This is a genomic window from Sorangium sp. So ce124 (assembly GCF_051525235.1).
Classification (GTDB): domain Bacteria; phylum Myxococcota_A; class Polyangia; order Polyangiales; family Polyangiaceae; genus Sorangium; species Sorangium atrum.
In genome coordinates this window covers 6332875-6350801 of record NZ_CP150312.1, presented here as the reverse complement: position 1 = coordinate 6350801, position 17927 = coordinate 6332875, and the positions used below count along the sequence as shown (strand labels likewise).

The following is a 17927-nucleotide window of genomic DNA, read 5'->3' as shown; positions in this document are numbered from 1 at the left end:
CTCAATTCAGGCCGGCGGCGGCCGAGGGCGATCTCACCTCACCACGAGCTTCCCAGCCGACGTGACGCACGACTTGTTGGGCTCGGGCGGCGTGTCGCCAGATTCGCAGTCCACCGGCACCTTGTAGTCCTTGCCGACCGTCCCCTTCGGGTACCAGCACTCCGCGTCGAGATAGCGTGTCAGGTAGTGGTCCCCGTCGGTCGACGACGCCTCGTTCGTCTTCCAATCCGTGCCCGTGTAGAGGATGATCGCGCCTTCCCCGCACATCCTTTCGGCCTCCTTGACGAGGTCCGGCCTCCAGATGGGAGCGGGCGCCGTGCCCTTCTCCGGCACCTTGTCGCACGCCGTGAGCTCGCGCGAGCCGTCGTCCTGGGCGCGGAGGTTCGTCCGCTCGTTCGTACCGAAGTTCAGGGCGCCGCTCACGGTGGTTGTCCAGTCCATGCCGGGGCGCTGCTGTCCGCCTTCCACGCGGAGCGAGGCATAGCCGCAGCCCTGCTCTCCCGAGTCCTTCTTGCGGAGCGCCGTCAGCATCTCGGCGCATTTGTCGCGCGCCTGCTCCACGTACATCTTCCCATCCACGGTCTCGGTCATCCACTCGTTGCCCACCGCCAGCTTGGTCTTGTCCGCACAGCTCGCGGCCACGATGATCGCGTTGAAATACGCCTCGTTCGTGTCGAGGCTCTTCTTCGACGCGGCGGACGTCTCGTTGTACCTCCTCGCGAACTCGTCGAGCTGAGCCTTCTCCTCGGGGCCGAGCGACGCGATGAACGCGCCGCAGCCGAGCGGCGCCGCGCACGAGAGGAGCAGAATCGCCGTCAATGCCTTTGACCTGTATCCATTCATGGGGCGGTGCGATAGCGTTGTGCGGATATGGCGTCAACGCGAATGCGCGCCGCACCGCGAGCCGGCGCGCGCCTCCGCAGGTCGCGCGCCGCCCTCCTGTGCGGCGGCGCCGCATCTCCGCCCACCTGCGCCGGGTGGATTCACGAAGGAGCTCTTCTCCCTGATATCAAGCTACTTCGTCAGGACGACATGGGTGGCGTGGTCCGTGGAGGCGTGCTCCGTGCATCGGTAGCCGAGGCTCACCGTATCGATGCCGGCGAGGAGGTGCTCGCCCCGGCCGAGGAGCACGGGGGAGATCACGAGGTGGAGCTCGTCGATCAGCCCCGCGGTGAGGTATTGGCGAACGGTGGCGACACCACCGCCGAGCCGGATCTCCTCGCCCTGGGCCGCCTCCTTCGCGCGCTTCAGCGCGGCGTGGATGCCTTCGGTCACGAAGTGGAAGGTCGTTCCGCCCTCCATGGTGAAGGACTCACGAGCATGGTGGGTGAGCACGAAGACGGGCACGTGGTAGGGCGGGTTCTTGCCCCACCATCCCTGCCAACCGTCGTCGGGCCACGGGCCCCGCTGCGGCCCGAACATGTTGCGGCCCATGATCCAGGCGCCGAGGTTCTCGAAGCCGCGCGCGGCGAAGTCGTCGTCGACGCCCGCTCGGCCGACCGTGTCGCCGATCAGCGAGCCGGCGAAGTCGGCGTGCATCTTCTGGAACGTCTTCGTGCCTAGGACCCACTGGTGCAGCGCCATCCCCCCGACGCCCATCGGATTGGCCAGATCCTGGCCGGGACCGGCACCATGACCGTCGATCGAGATCGAAAACGCGTTTACCCGAAGCCTCGACATGAACGCAACTCCTTCCGGCACAGGCATCGCCTGCGACCCTCCTGACGACCGTTCTTCTGAAGTGGCGACGAACGAGCCGGGGCCGGATCGACACGCCGGCGATTTTTTTCTCGCTGGCCGACTGTTGCATGAAAATGCTGTATATTCAATGGTTTGGGAGGTCCCTGGCGGGCGGACGGACGGACGCGCTCCCGCAGCCTACGGCCACACCACGTCGGTCGGGCTACTTCGATCCGTCGTCGTCCCGTCGCCGAGCTGCCCGTTCGAGTTCGAGCCGAAGCAGCGGATCGCCCCGGCGTCGACGAGCGCGCACGTGTGCAGATCGCCGAGCGCGACCTCGACGACGCCCTCGAGGCCCGTAATCTGGGTCGGCACGTGCCGCTCCGTTTGCGTGCCGTCGCCGAGCTGCCCAACATCGTTGCGACCCCAGCACCAGAGGGTTCCGTCGGACTTCACCGCGCACGTGTGCTTGCGTCCCGCCGCGATCTGCACGACGTCGGTGAGGCCCTCGATCGTCGTGGCCGTCGTGTGGAACGTGGTGCCGCCGTCGCCGAGCTGACCGTTCCGATTGTCGCCCCAGCACGCGACACGACGGCTCTGGAGCAGGGCACACGAGAACTGCTGGCCGGCCGCGAGCTGCAGCGGATGATCGATCCCGCTGACGAGCGTTGGTGTCGGCACCGGCTCGCTGCTGAACGTGCCGTTCCCGACCTCGCCCCAGCCGTTGGAGCCCCAGCAATGGACCGAACCGTCGTCGCTCGCCGCGCAGGTGTGAAAATAGCCGAGCGCGATCCGCTCGACACCGTTGACCGAGAGCGCGGTCGGCGTCGGGTGCTCATTGGTGTCGACGTCGCCGAGCCCGAGCTGCCCGCGGGAGTTGTCGCCCGAGCAGGAGAGCGTGCCGCCGCCATGGATCACGCAGTTGTGCCAGTGGCCGAGCGCGAAGTCGGCGAGGCGCTCGACGCCGGCGAGAGCGACCGGCGCCGGCGACGGCTCGATGGCCGTCCCGCCGTTGCCGAGCGCGCCGCTCGGATTCGCCCCCCAGCAGCTCGCGGCGGCCGCGTTCGTGCGTACGCACGTGAACTCGTACCCGAGCGCGACCTGAACGGCGCCAGTGACGCCCGGAACGGCGAGCGCAACGCTCGAGTCTCCGGAGCGTCCCTGGCCGAGCTGGCTCGCGTTGCCTGCGCCCCAGCACCGCACCGTGGTGTCGGAGAGCACGGCGCAGGTGTGTTGCCCACCGGCGGCGATGTGTATCGGGACGTCGCCCGGTGCGCCCCCGGCGCCGGTGCCGGAGCCAACGGAGATCGAGCTCGTGGAGCCGCCGGCGCCGGAGCCAGCGGAGATCGAGCTCGTGGAGCCGCCGGCGCCGGAGCCAGCGGAGATCGAGCTCGTGGAGCCGCCGGTGCCGGACGCGCTGGAGCCCGAAGTTGTGGAGCCGCCGGTGCCGGACGCGCTGGAGCCCGAAGTTGTGGAGCCGCCGGCGCCGGAGGCGGCGGAGCTCGAGCTCGTGGAGGCGCCGGCGCCGGACGAGCCGGAGCCCGGGGTTGTCGAGTTGCATGAGTAATCGGTCAGAGCGAGGGAAAGGAGAACGGCGCTGTGCAGTGTGAAGGTGCCGTTCATCTGGGATCGAGAAGGGTTGGACATGGGAACGAAACCTCCGAAACGCGCAGTATACGCGGGCGGGGTTGGGTCGAAAATCCCTCGCACGACGTCTTGAACGACTCGTGGATACCTGTCGGCGTGGAGTGGATAACATTGCTCAAACGAGTGAATCCGTTGGAGCTGTGGGGTCTTGTCGGCGGATCAAGGATTCGTACGTTTTGAACGTTTTTGTTGCTGCCGGTTATTGCTGGCAGCGCCGGCGACGTCGGGCGAATCCTTCGCCGCTGCGCCGGTCGCGCCGGCGGCTCGCCACGGCGCGGTGCCCATCGAGGAGCAGAAGCCGCTGCGGCGCCGCGCCGAGCGGACCGCGCGGGCGCGCCTGAAGGGCATGCTGCGGGCGCCGGGCGAAGCGCGGGTCGAGGGAGACCTCGTCCCCTGACGCGCCGTCCGATCCCCTCGCTGCGCGCTGGCCGCGCGCGACGCGCGCTCCACGCGAGGCGGCAAGGTCCGGCCGCGCGCGCAACCCCTCGCACGGTTGCGCTTGACCGACGTATGCACCGTGGTGTATATGTACCGTCATGCAACTGGACGTCTTCCAGGCCCTGGCCGACCCCACGCGCCGCCGCATCGTCGAGGCTCTCCTTTCTGGCGAGCAGCAGGTGGCCGAGGTCGTGGAGAAGGCCGGCATCCACCAGTCGGGCGTGTCGCGGCACCTGCGCATCCTCTCGGACTCAGGTTTCGTCTCGATGCGACCCGACGGGCAGCGGCGCCTCTACTCCCTTCGTCCCGAGCCTTTCCGCGAGCTCGAGGACTGGCTCGGCCGCTACCGGCAGCTCTGGGAGGAGCGCCTCGATCGTTTCGGTGCCGCGCTCGAGAAGAAGCGCGCGTCAGCTCAGAAGAACCCGGCCATTCAAGACGGCCCAACCACGAGGAAGCGACCATGAACAGCGCAGTCAAAGCCCAGGCCCGATCCAAAGTCAGAGTCGAGCGCACCTACCGCGCTACGTTGCAGGAGGTCTGGGACCTCTGGACCACGCGCGAGGGCTTCGAGTCCTGGTGGGGGCCGCGAAATTTTCGGGCCGCCGTGGCGGAGCTCGACGCGAGGCCGGGCGGCACCCTGCGCTACGAGATGATCGCCGCCACGCCCGAGATGGTCCGCGCCATGGCGGAGATCGGCCGGCCACCCTCGCACGGCGTCACCTCCACCTTCGCCGAGCTCCGGCCCATGACACGGCTCGTGCTCCGCAACGTGATCGACTTCTTGCCCGGCGTGCCGCCCTACGAGGCCGACATCGAGGTCGAGCTCACGGAGCTCGGCGACCGCGTGAAGATGGTGGTGCTGCTCGACACCATGCATAGCGCCGAGTTCACCGAGATGCAGAAGGAAGGCTTCACGAGCCAGCTCAGCAAGCTGGACGAGAAGTTCGGGGCGGCGTGAGCGTCACCCCCACGACGCTGGCGCCCACGCCAGCGTCTCCTTCGAGGCCGAGGAACTGCCGCGCCTGGGCGAGCGGCGTCGCGCGTCAGTAGGCGAAGGCCTGGTAGACCTCGGTCTCCTCGGGCACGTCGAGCGACTCGACGATGGGATTGAAGCGGAGCATGCGCTTCGCCCGCTCCGACAGGTGGGAAAGGCTCTCGCGGGGCACCCGGATCGAGACCTCCGGGCGGAAGAGCCAGCGGCGGCTGTAGCCGATGACGACCATGGGCCGCGGCTCGCGCGAGCGGTTCGGGGTTCCGCGGTGGAGGCCGCGAACGTCGCGGACCATGACGTCACCGAGCTCCATGGGGATCGGATCGAGCGCGATCTCGCCCTGCTCGAGGCGCCGCATCCCCTCGGCCTTGGAGAGCATGTGCGTGCCGCGGGCGATCTCGATCGGGCCGTTCTCGGCGGTGACGTCGACCAGGGGGAAGTTGACGGCGATCTGGAACGCGGGCGTCTCTTTCCCCGTCTCGGGGAAGAGCGGCGGCGCGTCGCGGTGGACGTCCTGGTAGTCGGACCCGAGGAGCGGGGTGTCGGTCGCGAGCTGGACCATGGTCATGTCGGCGCCGACGAGGCGCTCCACCACGCCCAGGATCGTCTCGTCTTCGTAGATGCGCGGCTCCGCGAAGGGGGCTCTGAACGGGAGCGTCACGTAATAGCGACCCGGCCCCCGGTTCTTGAGGTGTCCCTCACGCGCGATGTGCGCGTCGAGGAGCGGCGCGAAGGCCTCACGCCACGAGAGCAGCAGGCGCTTCGGAATGAGGTTCTTGATGAGGCAGAACCCATCGCGTTGCGCTGCGTGGGCGAGCTCATCCATCTCGGCGCTTGTGTGGCGGGCGTGGCTCATGGATCGCGCCAAGCTTGGAATGGCTCGAGCGGAATCGTCAAGCCCAGCGCCCGCTCACGGCCGGTTCATCCCCAACCCACCTTTGCCGGAATCATCGTCTTGGGAGGAGAATGCGGCGCTCGAGGCACCCGGCCCACGCACGCGGGACGGGCAAACGATCTCAGCCTCACGAGGCCGACGTCCGCGCGGCCCCGCTCTTCGTCAGCTCAGGCTGGTCGCTCTGATGCCTAGAGACATGCGGCCCTGACGCCGCCTTCGCGGGAGCGCGTGGATCACAGCTTCGAGGCGGCGTGGTCCCAGTTCACCAGGTTCCACCATGCCTCGACGTACTTCGCCCGGGCATTGCGGTAATCGATGTAATACGCGTGCTCCCACACGTCGCACGTGAGCAACGGCGTCTTGCCCTCCGTGAGCGGGGTCCCGGCGTTGCCCGTCTGCACGATCTCCAGCTTGCCGGAGCTGTTCTTCACCAGCCAGGCCCAGCCTGAGCCGAACTGACCGACGGCCGCGGCGCTGAACTTCTCCTTGAACGACGACACGCTTCCGAACGCCTCCTCGATCGCCGCACGGAGCGCGGCGGAAGGCTCACCGCCGCCCTGCGGCTTCATGCTGTGCCAGTAGAACGTGTGATTCCACACCTGAGCTGCCTGGTTGAAGACCCCGCCGGACGTCGTGCGGACGAGATCCTCGAGGCTCTTGCCCGCGAGCGCCGGGTCCGCTGCCACGAGCTCGTTTAGCTTCGTGACATAGGCGTTGTGGTGCTTGCCGTGGTGGAAGTCGAGCGTCTCCGCCGAAATGTGGGGAACCAGCGCGTCTCTGGAGTAGGGGAGCTCGGGAAGAGTGAAGGCCATGGTCTCTGTTCCTCGTGTTGCTTGTCGACGGCTGCGCGCTCGTCGCAGCCTGTTGTGAGTAGCTCGGCGAAGACCTTCGGGTGGCGCTCCGGCCACGGATCGAACGTCCGCGCATCGCGGCCAGACAGCCGCTCCACGTCGCCGAACCGGCGGCAACGTAGCAGCCCCGGTGGATGCGCGTGGCGCCTTGCCAATGAGTTGGCAGTTTTCCATCCATTTGGAGAGGTGGCCTCCCGGCCCGCGGTTCCGCTCGCCTGCCAGACCCGACAGATGGCGCCCTGTTCCATGCCTCGAACGCGGCCGTTCCAGATCGCCGTCTGGCGTCGCTCCGGGTAACGCCGCATACTCTGGACGTGATCCTTGAGCGGTCGCGGGCGGGTCTCGTATGCCCGCCTCCGGCCCTCCCGCACCGGTGGTCCCCCCACCGTGGTCGACCCGGTGTGCCCGATGGGCCTGCTCGGAGTTGCCGTCGCCGGGTCAGGCATAGCGCGATCACAGGGGCCGTCAATCCGATTGCTGAGAACGCTTGCTCGACCTCGATGACGCTGGCAGCCGCATGGCAGAGGCGGGCTCCTCCGGCGCGAACGAGCGGCGCCGCGCCTTCGCCGTGGCGCGCCTCCGAGAGCGCCGGCGCGAGCGACCCGAGCTCGAGGGCGCGGGCGACGTCGCTCTCAGTAGGCCCCCTTCGGCTCGAGGCCCATCATGTGCTGGCCTACCATCGTGGACACGGCGTCCCAGTTGAGGGTGATGTGCTGGGCGATCGCGTTGCCGTCTCGCCACATGCGCTGGATGGGTTGAGCGAGCGCCAAGCTGCTGCCGCCGACGCACGAGAACAACGCATCGATGGCGGAGTGCGACAGCTTCGCCGCGTAGGCGTGGCCCCGCCGATTGCGGATGCGCTTCTCGACGCTCACGGACCTCCCCTGGGCTGCTGTCAGCTCCACCTCGGTGATGTCGCGGTCGAGGACGAGCCTCGCCGCGTCCACGGCGGCCGCCGCGTCGGCCAGGCGCGACTGGACGTGGGCGAACTGGCTCAGGCGCGCTCCCGCGCCGCCGATGCCGCCGCGCGTGACGCGGTCCTCACAGAGATCGATGAAGGCGTCGATGGCGCCCTGGGCGGTTCCCAGGAGCGGGGCCACGAGGCAGACGGGGATCGCCGAGAGGAACGAGATGCTGTAGATACGGTTGGGGTTCACAGCGGCCCCTGGCGGCGCGCCGGACGCGGCCTCGGCAAAGGTGAGCTTCCGATGACCCGGGACGAAGGTCGGCTTGTCGAGCACCACGGTCTTGGACCCGGTGCCCGCTTGACCCGCGACGTGCCAGTCGTCCTCGATCGACCAGTCGGAGCGGGGCACGAGCAAGAAGCCAGCGTTGGGGGTGGCGTCGTCCTCCCTCGGAAACTGGACGCCCAGCACGGCCCACTGTGAGTTGTCGACGTTGGACGCGAAGCGCCACTTGCCCTGGATCAGGTATCCGCCATCCACCGCGTGCGCCGCGGCGACGGGCGAGTAGGAGCCGCACATGATGGCCCGGGGACTTTCTCTCCAGACGTCGTCCTGCGCCTGCCCCGGGAACAACCCAAGCAGCCACTGGTGGATCGCCCCCAGCGAGCATGCCCAGGCGGACGAGGTGCAGCCTCGCCCGATTTCGCTGATCACGTCGAGGAGCGCGGTGAAGCCGTACTCGTAGCCGCCGTAGCGAGCCGGCTGCATCAACCGATAGAAGCCGGCGCGATGGAAGAGCTGGTTCGTCTCTTCCGAGACGCGGCGCTCGATCTCCGTTTGCTGGGCTTGCTCGCGGAGACACGGGACGAGCTCGCGCGCAGTGGAGACCAGAGCCTCGAGGGATGGCGCGTTGGCGGCGGGGCTGATCCGGCCGGGGGCCTTCATGACCGCAACCCTGATCGAGGACTGTTCGAGATTCATAAGCTGTCCATCGGCTGCATGCATCTCCCTACCGCGCGCTGCTGCTCGCTGGACACCATCTTCCGGATGGCATCCACCGCCGGAGGGGTCGCGGAGAGATCCCGGTTCACGGCGACCTCTCTGAACGCGTCGAGGTGCGCGCTGCATCTTCAGGGGCCTCGGGGAGACCGGCACGCCGATCGCGGCCCGTGCATCCGCGCGGATCGCCGCGAGGCGGGACGCCGCGCCGGCGCCGCCACGCTTAGGGATCACGTCCGGAAGTATGCGAAGATGCCCCGGACGGCGCCAGAGGGCGCTCTGGAACGGCCGCGTTCGAGGAGTGGAACGTTGAGGGAGCCCGATGATCTGACCGGTCTGTCGATGTTCGTGCGCATCGTCGAGGAAGGCTCGCTCAGCGCGGCCGGCCGGGCGCTCGGCCTGCCCAAGGCGACCCTCAGCCGCAACCTCGCGCTCCTGGAGAAGCGGCTCGGCGCTCCGCTGCTGATCCGCTCCACGCGCGCGCTCAGCCTGACGGATACGGGCAGGCGCTTCTTCGACAAGGTCCAGCCCATCGTTCGAGAGGCGCAGCAGGCGACCGCCGAGGTCAAGATCCTCCACGCGGCTCCCTCGGGGCTGCTGCGCATCACCGCGCCCGTCGCCTACGGTCAGGCGGCGATCGCGCCCCGCCTGCTCTCGTTCATGAGGCGTTATCCGGCGGTCCGCATCGACCTGCATCTCCATGACGGGCGCGTCAACCTGGTCAATGGCGGCTACGACATGGCCGTCCGCATGGGGGCGATCGAGGACAGCGAGCTGATCAGCCACAAGCTGGCCGATATCACCATGGTCATCGTCGCCTCGCCGACCTGGCTGGAGCAGCACGACGTGCCCCAGAGGCCCGCCGACCTCGCCCGGCATGCGGCCATCGTCACGCGGCCCGAGCTCGTTCACTGGAAAGTCGGCGGGGAGACCGTGCGTGTCCCCTGGCGCATGAGCACTGGCAACATGATCGTCACGCGGGATGCCGCGAGGGCGGGGCTGGGCATCGCTTTCGTACCCGAGTTCCTCGCGTTGCCTGACCTGGAACGCGGGTCGCTGGTACGCCTGCTCCCCGACCTCGATCTGCCGATGATCCAGGCGACCGCCCTGTATACGCGGGCCGCCAGCCAGTCGGTGGCGCTGCGCGCCTTGCTGGACGACCTCCTGGCCAGCCGGCCCATCGAGGCCGACGCCGCGCCGCCGTGACCCTGCCCGGGCGCGGGTGTAACCCCCCTCTGCTGCGACATGCGATGTGGTTACACCGGCTTTTTATCAGGTGGGGTGAGGGGGAACGAGCCGGCGCCCTTCAAAACCTGTCTGCCAGCGTGAGCTGCGGGTGCTGCGCCGGGAAGAGCACCGGGACGAGCCGGGCGGCGTCTCCGGTGAGCCGGAGCTTCCCCGCGTCGCACACCTCCAGCGGCGCGTCCGACCCGAGGAGGAGCCGCGCCACCGCCCAGCCGCCGCGGACCGCGCTGCGCGCCCCCGCGGCGCTCCGCCCGTGGACGACCTCGACGCGGCCGCGGTCGAGGCGGAGCGTCGCCGTCTCTTCCGTGCCGGCGAGGGTGAGCGCGCCGCGGTAGCCCGCGAGCTCGGACGCGGCGAGCCGGGCCGCGAGCTCCGGCGCCATCGCCGCGAGGCATCCCGGGAGGTCGACGACCCGGACCATCGCGGCGCCGCTTTCGGCGTACCGCTGCTCGTAGCGGCTGTTCAGGGTCCGGAGCCGCGCGGCGAGCGCCGAGCGGTAGGGGAGCGTGTCGAAGCGCAGCTCGGGGAGCGCCTTCCGCCGGCAGAGGGCCCCGAGCGCCGAGAGCACCGCGTCCGGTGCGCCGGTCGCCTCGGCGCAGACGAGCCGGTTCCTGCCCGCCTGGACGACGACATGCCCTTCGGGGCGCTCTCGATCAGCGCCCCAGCGCCAGGCCTCGACGTCCTTGCGCATGCCGCTCCACGAGCGCAGAAAGGTCGGCCGCACCGCCGTGCCTGTGAGGCCGGCGTTCCACCGGTTGTGCAGCCGCACCAGCGCCTGCGTGGGCGCCGCGGGGATCCGGCGGAGCCCCCGCGGCGGAGGCAGCGTGGCCGGGAGATCGGCGAGCTTCACGCGCCACCGCGACTCGGGCCAGGCCGGCACGTAGCCGAACCGGTGGTAGAAGTCGTCGATCCCGAACAGGATCGAGAGGTGATAGCCGCGGGCGCGCATGCGGTCGAGGCTGTGCGGAGCCGTGCGGGCCATGAGCCCTTTGCCGCGGTGGGCCGCCTCCGTGGCCACCGCGCCGATGCCGCCGCAGCGCACCTCCGCCCGACCGATCCGCATCCGGTAACCCCACACGCCCCAGTGGGTGACCAGCGCATCACCGAGGAATCCGACGGCCGAGGCCTCCCAGTCGTAGTGGCTGTGGTTCACGTACCAGGCGGCGCAATCGGCGCGGAAGCTCGCGTAATTGCCAAAGGTGCGCGCCGCGATCTCGATCACCGCCGCCGCGTCGGCGACCGGAGCGGGGGAGCGGACGGCGAGGGGCGGAGTCTTCAGAGGCATACCCGCCCTCGGTAGCAGCGATTCGACCACGGCGCGGGATCGAGCATGGTTCCCTCCTAGCCGGCCCCCGCCAACCCTGTCCAAGTTTCCGACGCCGCGGCGCTACCCCTCGGGATCGCGCTCCGGCCCCAGCCCGTGCCGGTGGAGCAGGCGGTACAGGTACCGCCGATCGAGCCCCGCGGCGGCCGCGGCCCGCGAGACCTTGCCGTCGTGGGCGCGGAGCAGCGCCTCGAAGTAGCGGCGCTCGAAGTCCGAGAGGACCCGGTCGCGCGCCTCGGCGTACGGCACGCTCGCGTCGACCGGCGGCGGGGCGTTCACCGGCGCGAGCTCGCTCACGGGCGGCGGCGCGCGGAACACGAGGTACTGCTCCACGTAGTTCCTGAGCTCGCGCACGTTGCCCGGCCACGCCGCGCGCTTCAGGCGGGCGATGACCTTCGGCTCCCGCAGCGCCGCGGCCTCCTCCGGCGTCGCGTGGAGCGCGGCGAGGAGATCGTCGAGCAGCGCCGGGATGTCCTCCGGCCGCTGCCGGAGGGGCGGCATCGGGATCCGCACGACCGCGATCCGGAAGTAGAGATCGGCCCGGAAGCGGCCCGCGTTCACCTCGGAGCGCAGGTCCCGGTGCGTGGCCGCGATGACGCGCACGTCGACCGTCCGCGCCGTGTTCGTCCCGACGCGGCGGATCTCGCGCGCCTCGAGCGCCCGCAGGAGCTTCGGCTGCAGGTCGAGCGGCAGCTCGCCGATCTCGTCGAGGAAGATGGTCCCGCCCGACGCCTCCTCGAAGGCGCCGACGCGCTGCTCCGCCGCGCCCGTGAACGCGCCCTTCGCGTGCCCGAAGAGCTCGCTCTCGATCAGGTTGCCGTGGATGGCCCCGCAGTCGACGACGACGAACGGCTTCTCCCGCCGCGCGCCCCGCTCGTGGATCGAGCGGGCCGCCTGGCTCTTGCCTGTGCCGGTCTCGCCCTCGAGCAGCACGGTGACGTCGCGCTCCGCCGCCCGGGCCAGGAGCGCGAACACCCCGCGCATGGCGGCCGACGCGCCCGAGAGCGCGCCGAACCGCGCCTCGTCCCACAGCGGGAGGCGGTTGTGCTCCGTGCCGAACTCGAAGCGCGCCACGGTCTTGCCGACGCGGATGAGGCTGCCGGTGCGCAGGAACGCCTCGACGACGGAGACGCCGTCGACGGCCGTGCCGTTGCGGCTCTTCAGGTCGCGGACGCGCGCGCCGGCCTCGTCGATGCGGATCTCGCAGTGGAAGCGCGAGACGGTGGGGTCCGCGACGACGAGGTCGTTGCCTTCGTCCGATCCGAGCGAGCACCGATCGGCGGAGGAATCCCACACGACGCCCCGGGCCGGCCCCTCGACGAGCTCCAGACGAAAGCGGCGCACCGCGCTCGCGCCGTCATCTGCGGGCGAGCCGGTGTGCGTCAGCGTCTCGGGGCCGCCTTCGGCCGCCTTGCTCGGAGGTCTGCTGGGCACGCGGCCAAGGTATCACAGCGGGCGCGGGGGCCATCGCGCCGCGCTCGGGCGGCTCGAACGCGCGCCGGGCGGCTCGAGCGCACGCCGGGCGGCTCGAACGCGCGCCGGGCGGCTCGAGCGCGCGCCTGGCGTCCGTGGGGCCAGCGCCGCGCTCAGAAGAACCCGATCGGCCCCGGCGACCACGGGAACTCCACCGCCTCGCCGACAGCGGGCGGCGCGACGCGGCGGAGCCTCCCGTCGCGCCACGCCAGGATGACGAGCCCCGGATCCTCGAGCGGCGCGCCCAGGTCGACCTCGAGCCGCGTGGGCCTCCCGTCCGCGACCTCGGCGACCCGGATCGTGGCGCCGCACTGGCCGACCTCGTAGCCCGCGGCGATCGGCGAGGACGGCGCGCGGTAGAGGGTCTCGAACGCCCCGGTCAGCATCGTCCCGCCGATGGGCCCGAGGGAGAACGAGGACGGGCCCGTGCGCGTGAGGCGGTGCGTGCCCTTGTTCATGGAGAGGATCGACCAGCAGGAGAACGACTCGGGCGACTCCAGGGCGCGGATCGCCTGAGGGTACATGGCTGCCATGGGATCCGAGGCGGCCGCGATGAAGACCCGCTTGCGTGGCGGCGCGTCGATCTCCGCGCTGCGGGCGATGTCCTCGACCTTGCGCGCGATATCGATGCTCGATGAGGTGGCGGCGAGGAACAGGAGCGGCGCGAGCCCGAGGTGCACGGCGGCGAGGAACCAGGCGCCGGCGCGGCGGGGCCATGACGCGACGCCGGGCGAGGGGGTGTGGCCCAGCCCGCGCAGGACGACGACGGCGAGGAGCGGCGCGATCCCGAGGCCCGGCATCAGGAGCAGGCGCGACCCAGGGAAGCCCCCGAGGCTCGTGAAGAACGCGAGGAGCGCCCCGGGGACGAGCCAGCGCAAGGCGGCGCGCTCGCGCTCGGGGACCGCGGGGAGGCAAGCGCGGTAGAGGAGGGCCACGCCGGCGGCCGCCGCGAGCCCGACGGCGATGAAGGGGAGCTTGGGGAGCGGGACGGAGAGATCCGCGGGCACGGCCACGAGGGCGCCGCCGATCAGGATGGGCAGCCGCTCCGCCGCGGCGGCCACGAAGGCGAGGGGGCTTGTGAGCGGGTCGATATACCCGCCGGTGTGCGCGGCGCCGCCGCCGAACGCCTTGTACGCGGCGAAGTACCCGAGGAGGCCGAGCACCGGGAGCACGCTGGACGCCCGGGCGCGCCACCCGGCCGCGCGGCCCGGCGGCACGGGACCGGCGATCTTGTAGGCGATCCAGTACGCCGCCCCGCCGAGCGCCGCCTCGCCGCCGAGGAGCCCGATCCCGAGCCCGATCGGGCCCAGGTACCGCCCGGGCCGCCACCCCTCTTCGCGGTAGCGAAGATACGCAAGGAGCCCGAGCACCACCGGGAGCGCCGCGAGCAGCAGGTGCTGGCACGCGATCCAGCCGACCGGGTGAACGTGGTTCCCGCTGATCGCGAAGATCAACATGGCGAGCGCCGCGGTCGTGCTCGGGAGCACCCGCAGATACAGCCTGCCGACCGCAGCGACCAGGGCGACGTAGAGCGCGATCGAGACGAGGTGGTACCCGAGCGGGGTATCGCCGAAGACCGCGCGCTCCAGCGTGAACAGCGCGCTCGCCAGGGGGCGGACAAGGTGGATCCTGAGCTCCGGATCGGTCCACCACGGCAGTCCGGAGATGGAGACGGCAGCCCGTGTCTCCTCCGGGGCGCCGGGGAAGAAGTTGTAGAGATCGTACCAGGGAGGCGAGGCAGGGATCAGCTTCGCGAGGTAGCAGAACAGGATGTAGTCATCGGCATAGAAGGCGATCGCCACCGTGGGCAGCGCCAGGGCGAGCGCGGCGAGCAAGACAGCCGTGAAGAAGCGAGGGTGGCTGAGCCACCGCGCGAAGCGATCGGGAGGGTCCGGTTTCATTCGGGCCCACAACGTAGGGTAGGTCGCGCGCGCCGTGTAGATGGACTGGAGCGCTGCGCGCGGCGCCGCAGTTTCTGCGGTTCACTCCGCCATGGGGCATGAGCCGCAGGGGAATGTGAGATACGTTACTTTGTGCGATGGCGAGGTCTCCTGGGGAGTTGCGCTGAGCGAGCCCTGTCGCGGAGGAGTGCAGCGTGACCCGGACACGTGCTCCATCCGTTCGGCGCACAAGGCGGTCAGAACGCGCAGCTCCGTGACATGCACGCTGCGTTCGCGGCGAGCGCGACAGCACGCACCGTTGCCCATGTTCCGGCTGGACTCGGACAGCGCGAATGAGGCTCGTCATTACTCCTGAGCCAGTCTCGGCTCCTGCCTGCCTCCTCTGTTTGAGAATTCACACGACGAGCGCCCACGGCGCTGTCGGCGCGCGTCGAGCGGCGACCAAGACGCTCGACGCCGCGGTGTCCCGCGACGCTCCGGAGCCCTCCAGTCTGCTCTGCGCGCATCATCGTTTGACGGCGTCGGAGAGGAGATGGCAGCGTCGGAGAGGAGAAAGTCAACACCATGAAATTTGTTGATCCTCAGAGTCTCGCGACTACGTTTCATGACCGTGGTGGTTGATGGTGCGCCGCGGCGACGCGTGCGGCGTCTTGACAAGGGGGTTGAGTCATGAACAAGATCATCGGTTATGGTGCTTCGCTTCTCGTGCTTGCCGCTGCCGGCGGCGTCTTCTTCGGCGCGTCGCCGGCGCAAGCCGGCGACTCTCACTGGACCGAGCCCGGGCCGTCCGAGGGCGATGAGTGCAAGGACAAGCTCAGCGGCCTCTGTGAATGCGTGAAGATGGTCCTGAAGGACATCAAGCACGCTGAGAAGAATGGAGCCGGCAAGATCAAGCATCCCGAGGATGTCCTGGATGACGCCAAGGAGGATCTCAAGCAGTGTGTGAAGATGTTCTGCAAGGACGACGAGAGCAGCTGTGATTGGTAGCCGGCCCTGAGCCGGATGCGAGCGAGCCAAGCGGGGTGTGGCCGGCTGCCTTCGGAAAGGGCCGTCCGTAGCCAGCCTGCAACGTCCGATGCTCGCCCGCGCTCCCGGTGTCGAGGAGGCGACCGCGGCGTCAGGGCAGGGTCAACGTCGTCCGGTAGATGATCGTCGGCCCGCCCTGCGCCCGGAACCAGTCGAGATCCTCGCCGTCCAGCGGAGAGGTATAGTTGTACACCGTCATCTCGTGCTCGCCGGCATCGAGCGCCGAGGCGAAGCACGTGTCCCCGCGCGACGGCAGGTCGAGGACGAAGGAGACCGACAGCGCGTCCGGGTCGACCTTCCAGAGCGAGCACCGCTTGGGCTCGAACGAGTACTCGACGAGGTATTTCTGCGCCTGCTGCGCGGGCGGCAGCTCATCCATGTCGAGATCGTAATTGCCCGTCTCGTTCAGGTTGCGGCGGCCGATGAGGTAGATCTCGTCGCCGCGGCGGAAGACGAGGGGAGAGTCGTATTTCCTCTTGTCGCTCTTGCACTCCCAGTCGCCGAGCCGCTCCGGCTCGGCGCGGCATATCTTGGAGCCCCACCCGAGCTCGTCGCCCGCCTCGTTGCGCGTCACCGCGATGACCGAGCCGTCGTCCTGGAACACGAAATCGGTCTCGGAGCCGCCGCCGACCTGCACGGTCGGCTGGCCGGGGACGACCGGCTCCCAGGCGAGCCCGTCGCGGCTCTTCAGCCACTTGACCCGGATCGGCTCGCCGTCGGGCTGATAGATGTTCTCGCCGCCCTCGTAGCCGATCATAGTGGCGACGCCGTCGATCACCTTGAGCCTCCAGGGGATGAACCCCGGCTGATCCTCCCACCAGGAAGGCTCGCTGAACCGGCCGGGCCCCTCGTACACGGCGAACATCGTCCCCTGCGGCTCGAACTTCGTCGGATCCTTGCCGAGCACGGCGAAGTAGAGGTAGAGCGCGCCGCCGTAGGAGAGCAGCCGCGGCTCGCGCACGTCGGTCCCGAGGGCGACGCGCGTCTCCACCGTCCAGCGCGCCTGGTCGGTCGAGCTGACCACGTAGAGCTCGGCCCTGTCGCTGGCGAAGTGGTTCGGGGCCGTGCGGAACGCGAGGAAGTACCGGCCCTCGTGGGCGACGACATCGAGGTTGTTGTTGGCCTGCTGCGTCTCGACGCCCTCCGTCGTCGCGGTGAACGGCACGACCTGGATCGGCTCGCCGACCGCCGGGCCGAGGGGAGCGATGCCGTCCTCGGCGCCGCAGCCCGAGAGCGCGAGCAGCAGAGCTGCCGGAGAGAACGAGACGAGAGGCGAGTTCGAACGCATGAGCCCCACTCCTCGCGGCCGTCGGCGCGGCCGCGCTCCTGCCGGTGCGGGTAGCACACTCGCCCCTGGAAAACAGCGCATCGGGACGGGCGAAGGCGAGGGTCGTGGCTGTGCCCGGGCGGCCGTCAGCGCATCTCGGCGGCGGCGTCGCGGATGAGCTGCAGGAGGTCGCGCCGCATCTCGCCGCTCACCGTGTGGCCGACGCCAGGGTAGCTCGCCAGCCTCGCCTTGACGCCGCGCGCGTCGAGCGCCGCGATCGCGTCGCGGGTCGGGCCGATCGGGACGCGCCGATCGTCCTCGCCGTGGAGCGCGACGAGCGCCGGAGGCGCCGCGCCTGCGCCGGGGAGCACCGCGGGGGGGACCCAGCCGCCCATGGGGAAGGCGGCGCCGACGACGCGCGGGTGGTGCAGGGCGAGCGCGAACGTGAGCGCGCCGCCCTGGGAGAAGCCGGTCACGATGGCCTTTCCCCGCGTCGGCCGCTCGGCGGCGACCCGCTCGATCGTCGCCGCGAGCGCGGCAGCCGCGCGCAAGATGCCCTGTCCCACGTCATCGCTCGCGAGCGCCTGCTGGAGCGGAAACCACGAGTAGCCGCCGCCGTACGGCGCGAGCCCGCGCGGCACGACGAGGCGCACCTTGAAGTCGGCGCCCGACAGCACACCCGCGAACGACTCGGGCCGGTCGCCGAGCCCGTGAATCGCGATGACGAGGGGGAGCGCCTCGTTCCGGTCCGCGCCGCCCGTGATCTCTTCGAGGTACTCGACCGCGGCGGCGGGGACCGTCGCGCTCGCGGCTGGCGCGGCGGGAGGCGCCTGCTGCTCGGTGCCCGCGGCGGCGCCCCCGGGCGGGGCTGCCCGTCGCTCGCACGCGGCGAGCAAGACGAGCGACGCGAGCGCCAGCGCAGACAGGGCGTAGCAGCGGCGGAGGCGGGTGGGGCGCATCGCGGAGATGCTTGCTGAACCCGCTGCTCGGCAGCAACAGCGAACTTCCCGGCGGCAACACCGCACCCGCCTCGGCAGGATTGGCCAGCCATCGAGATCTCCTGCCATGGCCGGCATGCATGGGAGATCACACACACGAGAACGAGAGCTTCTGGTGCCGTTGAATTTGTCTGCTCCAGGGCGATCGCCGCGCATCTGCCATCGACCAAGATTTTTTGGGGTTGTTAGTAAAGTGTATTTCCTACATAACTGGATCTAGCTGCTTGGCTTAGAGCGAACGAAACCTCTTGTCGCCAGGCAGCCGATGGTCGGCGCGTCGCGTCGTT

General features: G+C 69.9%; 17 protein-coding genes. 6 read left to right on the top strand and 11 right to left on the bottom strand.

The genetic code is table 11. The features are described 5' to 3' along the window. Nucleotides 1–33: 33 nt before the first annotated feature. From WMF19_RS23745 to WMF19_RS23735, 3 genes are all read right to left on the bottom strand, one after another. Entirely contained in the window at nucleotides 34–819 is a 786-nt protein-coding gene (locus WMF19_RS23745) for a hypothetical protein (RefSeq protein ID WP_272092956.1), read from the bottom strand. Nucleotides 820–1014: 195 nt separating this feature from the next. Further along, nucleotides 1015–1680 (bottom strand): dihydrofolate reductase family protein, encoded by a 666-nt coding sequence (locus WMF19_RS23740; protein WP_437901173.1) that lies wholly within the window; start codon nucleotides 1678–1680, stop codon nucleotides 1015–1017. Between the two features lie 198 nt (nucleotides 1681–1878). Further along, entirely contained in the window at nucleotides 1879–2901 is a 1023-nt protein-coding gene (locus WMF19_RS23735) for an RCC1 domain-containing protein (RefSeq protein ID WP_437901172.1), read from the bottom strand. Between the two features lie 28 nt (nucleotides 2902–2929). Between WMF19_RS23735 and WMF19_RS23730 the strand changes: the two genes are divergently transcribed. The 4 genes from WMF19_RS23730 (at nucleotide 2930) to WMF19_RS23715 (ending at nucleotide 4723) form a co-directional block, all read left to right on the top strand. Further along, nucleotides 2930–3247 carry a hypothetical protein gene (locus WMF19_RS23730; RefSeq protein ID WP_437901171.1) on the top strand — a complete coding sequence of 106 codons (318 nt, stop codon included), beginning with the start codon at nucleotides 2930–2932 and terminating at the stop codon, nucleotides 3245–3247. A 228-nt stretch (nucleotides 3248–3475) separates the two neighbouring features. Then, on the top strand, nucleotides 3476–3724 hold the full coding sequence (locus WMF19_RS23725) for a hypothetical protein (protein ID WP_437901170.1): 249 nt from the start codon (nucleotides 3476–3478) through the stop codon (nucleotides 3722–3724). Nucleotides 3725–3863: 139 nt separating this feature from the next. Then, nucleotides 3864–4229, top strand: coding sequence for an ArsR/SmtB family transcription factor (locus WMF19_RS23720; protein ID WP_437901168.1), 366 nt, complete (start codon nucleotides 3864–3866; stop codon nucleotides 4227–4229). Then, nucleotides 4226–4723, top strand: a complete 498-nt coding sequence (locus WMF19_RS23715; RefSeq protein ID WP_437901166.1) for an SRPBCC family protein — start codon at nucleotides 4226–4228, stop codon at nucleotides 4721–4723. The genes WMF19_RS23720 and WMF19_RS23715 overlap by 4 nt, the downstream gene beginning before the upstream one ends. 85 nt (nucleotides 4724–4808) lie before the next feature. On the opposite strand, the gene WMF19_RS23710 is transcribed toward WMF19_RS23715, so the two are convergent. The 3 genes from WMF19_RS23710 to WMF19_RS23700 all read right to left on the bottom strand — a co-directional run bounded on the left by WMF19_RS23710 (nucleotide 4809) and on the right by WMF19_RS23700 (nucleotide 8388). After that, nucleotides 4809–5612 (bottom strand): phytanoyl-CoA dioxygenase family protein, encoded by an 804-nt coding sequence (locus tag WMF19_RS23710; RefSeq protein WP_437901165.1) that lies wholly within the window; start codon nucleotides 5610–5612, stop codon nucleotides 4809–4811. A 272-nt stretch (nucleotides 5613–5884) separates the two neighbouring features. Further along, entirely contained in the window at nucleotides 5885–6463 is a 579-nt protein-coding gene (locus WMF19_RS23705; RefSeq protein WP_437901164.1) for a superoxide dismutase, read from the bottom strand. A 671-nt stretch (nucleotides 6464–7134) separates the two neighbouring features. Next, a complete protein-coding gene (locus tag WMF19_RS23700) occupies nucleotides 7135–8388 on the bottom strand; it encodes an acyl-CoA dehydrogenase family protein (protein ID WP_437901163.1) in 1254 nt (417 codons plus the stop codon). A 270-nt stretch (nucleotides 8389–8658) separates the two neighbouring features. Between WMF19_RS23700 and WMF19_RS23695 the strand changes: the two genes are divergently transcribed. Next, on the top strand, nucleotides 8659–9612 hold the full coding sequence (locus tag WMF19_RS23695; RefSeq protein ID WP_437901162.1) for a LysR family transcriptional regulator: 954 nt from the start codon (nucleotides 8659–8661) through the stop codon (nucleotides 9610–9612). Nucleotides 9613–9712: 100 nt separating this feature from the next. On the opposite strand, the gene WMF19_RS23690 is transcribed toward WMF19_RS23695, so the two are convergent. The 3 genes from WMF19_RS23690 to WMF19_RS23680 all read right to left on the bottom strand — a co-directional run bounded on the left by WMF19_RS23690 (nucleotide 9713) and on the right by WMF19_RS23680 (nucleotide 14349). Continuing rightward, the gene (locus tag WMF19_RS23690; RefSeq protein ID WP_437901161.1) at nucleotides 9713–10936 is read right to left on the bottom strand and encodes a GNAT family N-acetyltransferase; all 1224 of its coding nucleotides are present in this window, start codon (nucleotides 10934–10936) and stop codon (nucleotides 9713–9715) included. Between the two features lie 102 nt (nucleotides 10937–11038). Further along, a complete protein-coding gene (locus tag WMF19_RS23685; protein ID WP_437901159.1) occupies nucleotides 11039–12409 on the bottom strand; it encodes a sigma 54-interacting transcriptional regulator in 1371 nt (456 codons plus the stop codon). Nucleotides 12410–12561: 152 nt separating this feature from the next. Then, the gene (locus tag WMF19_RS23680) at nucleotides 12562–14349 is read right to left on the bottom strand and encodes a hypothetical protein (protein WP_437901158.1); all 1788 of its coding nucleotides are present in this window, start codon (nucleotides 14347–14349) and stop codon (nucleotides 12562–12564) included. A 669-nt stretch (nucleotides 14350–15018) separates the two neighbouring features. On the opposite strand from WMF19_RS23680, the gene WMF19_RS23675 reads away from it, so the two are divergent. Further along, on the top strand, nucleotides 15019–15336 hold the full coding sequence (locus WMF19_RS23675) for a hypothetical protein (protein ID WP_437901157.1): 318 nt from the start codon (nucleotides 15019–15021) through the stop codon (nucleotides 15334–15336). Nucleotides 15337–15466: 130 nt separating this feature from the next. Here the strand turns inward: WMF19_RS23675 and WMF19_RS23670 are convergent, their stop codons facing one another. Together WMF19_RS23670 and WMF19_RS23665 are read right to left on the bottom strand one after the other, a co-directional pair. Continuing rightward, nucleotides 15467–16663, bottom strand: a complete 1197-nt coding sequence (locus WMF19_RS23670) for a hypothetical protein (RefSeq protein ID WP_437901156.1) — start codon at nucleotides 16661–16663, stop codon at nucleotides 15467–15469. Between the two features lie 125 nt (nucleotides 16664–16788). Next, a complete protein-coding gene (locus WMF19_RS23665; protein ID WP_437901155.1) occupies nucleotides 16789–17601 on the bottom strand; it encodes an alpha/beta hydrolase in 813 nt (270 codons plus the stop codon). Nucleotides 17602–17927: the final 326 nt, after the last annotated feature.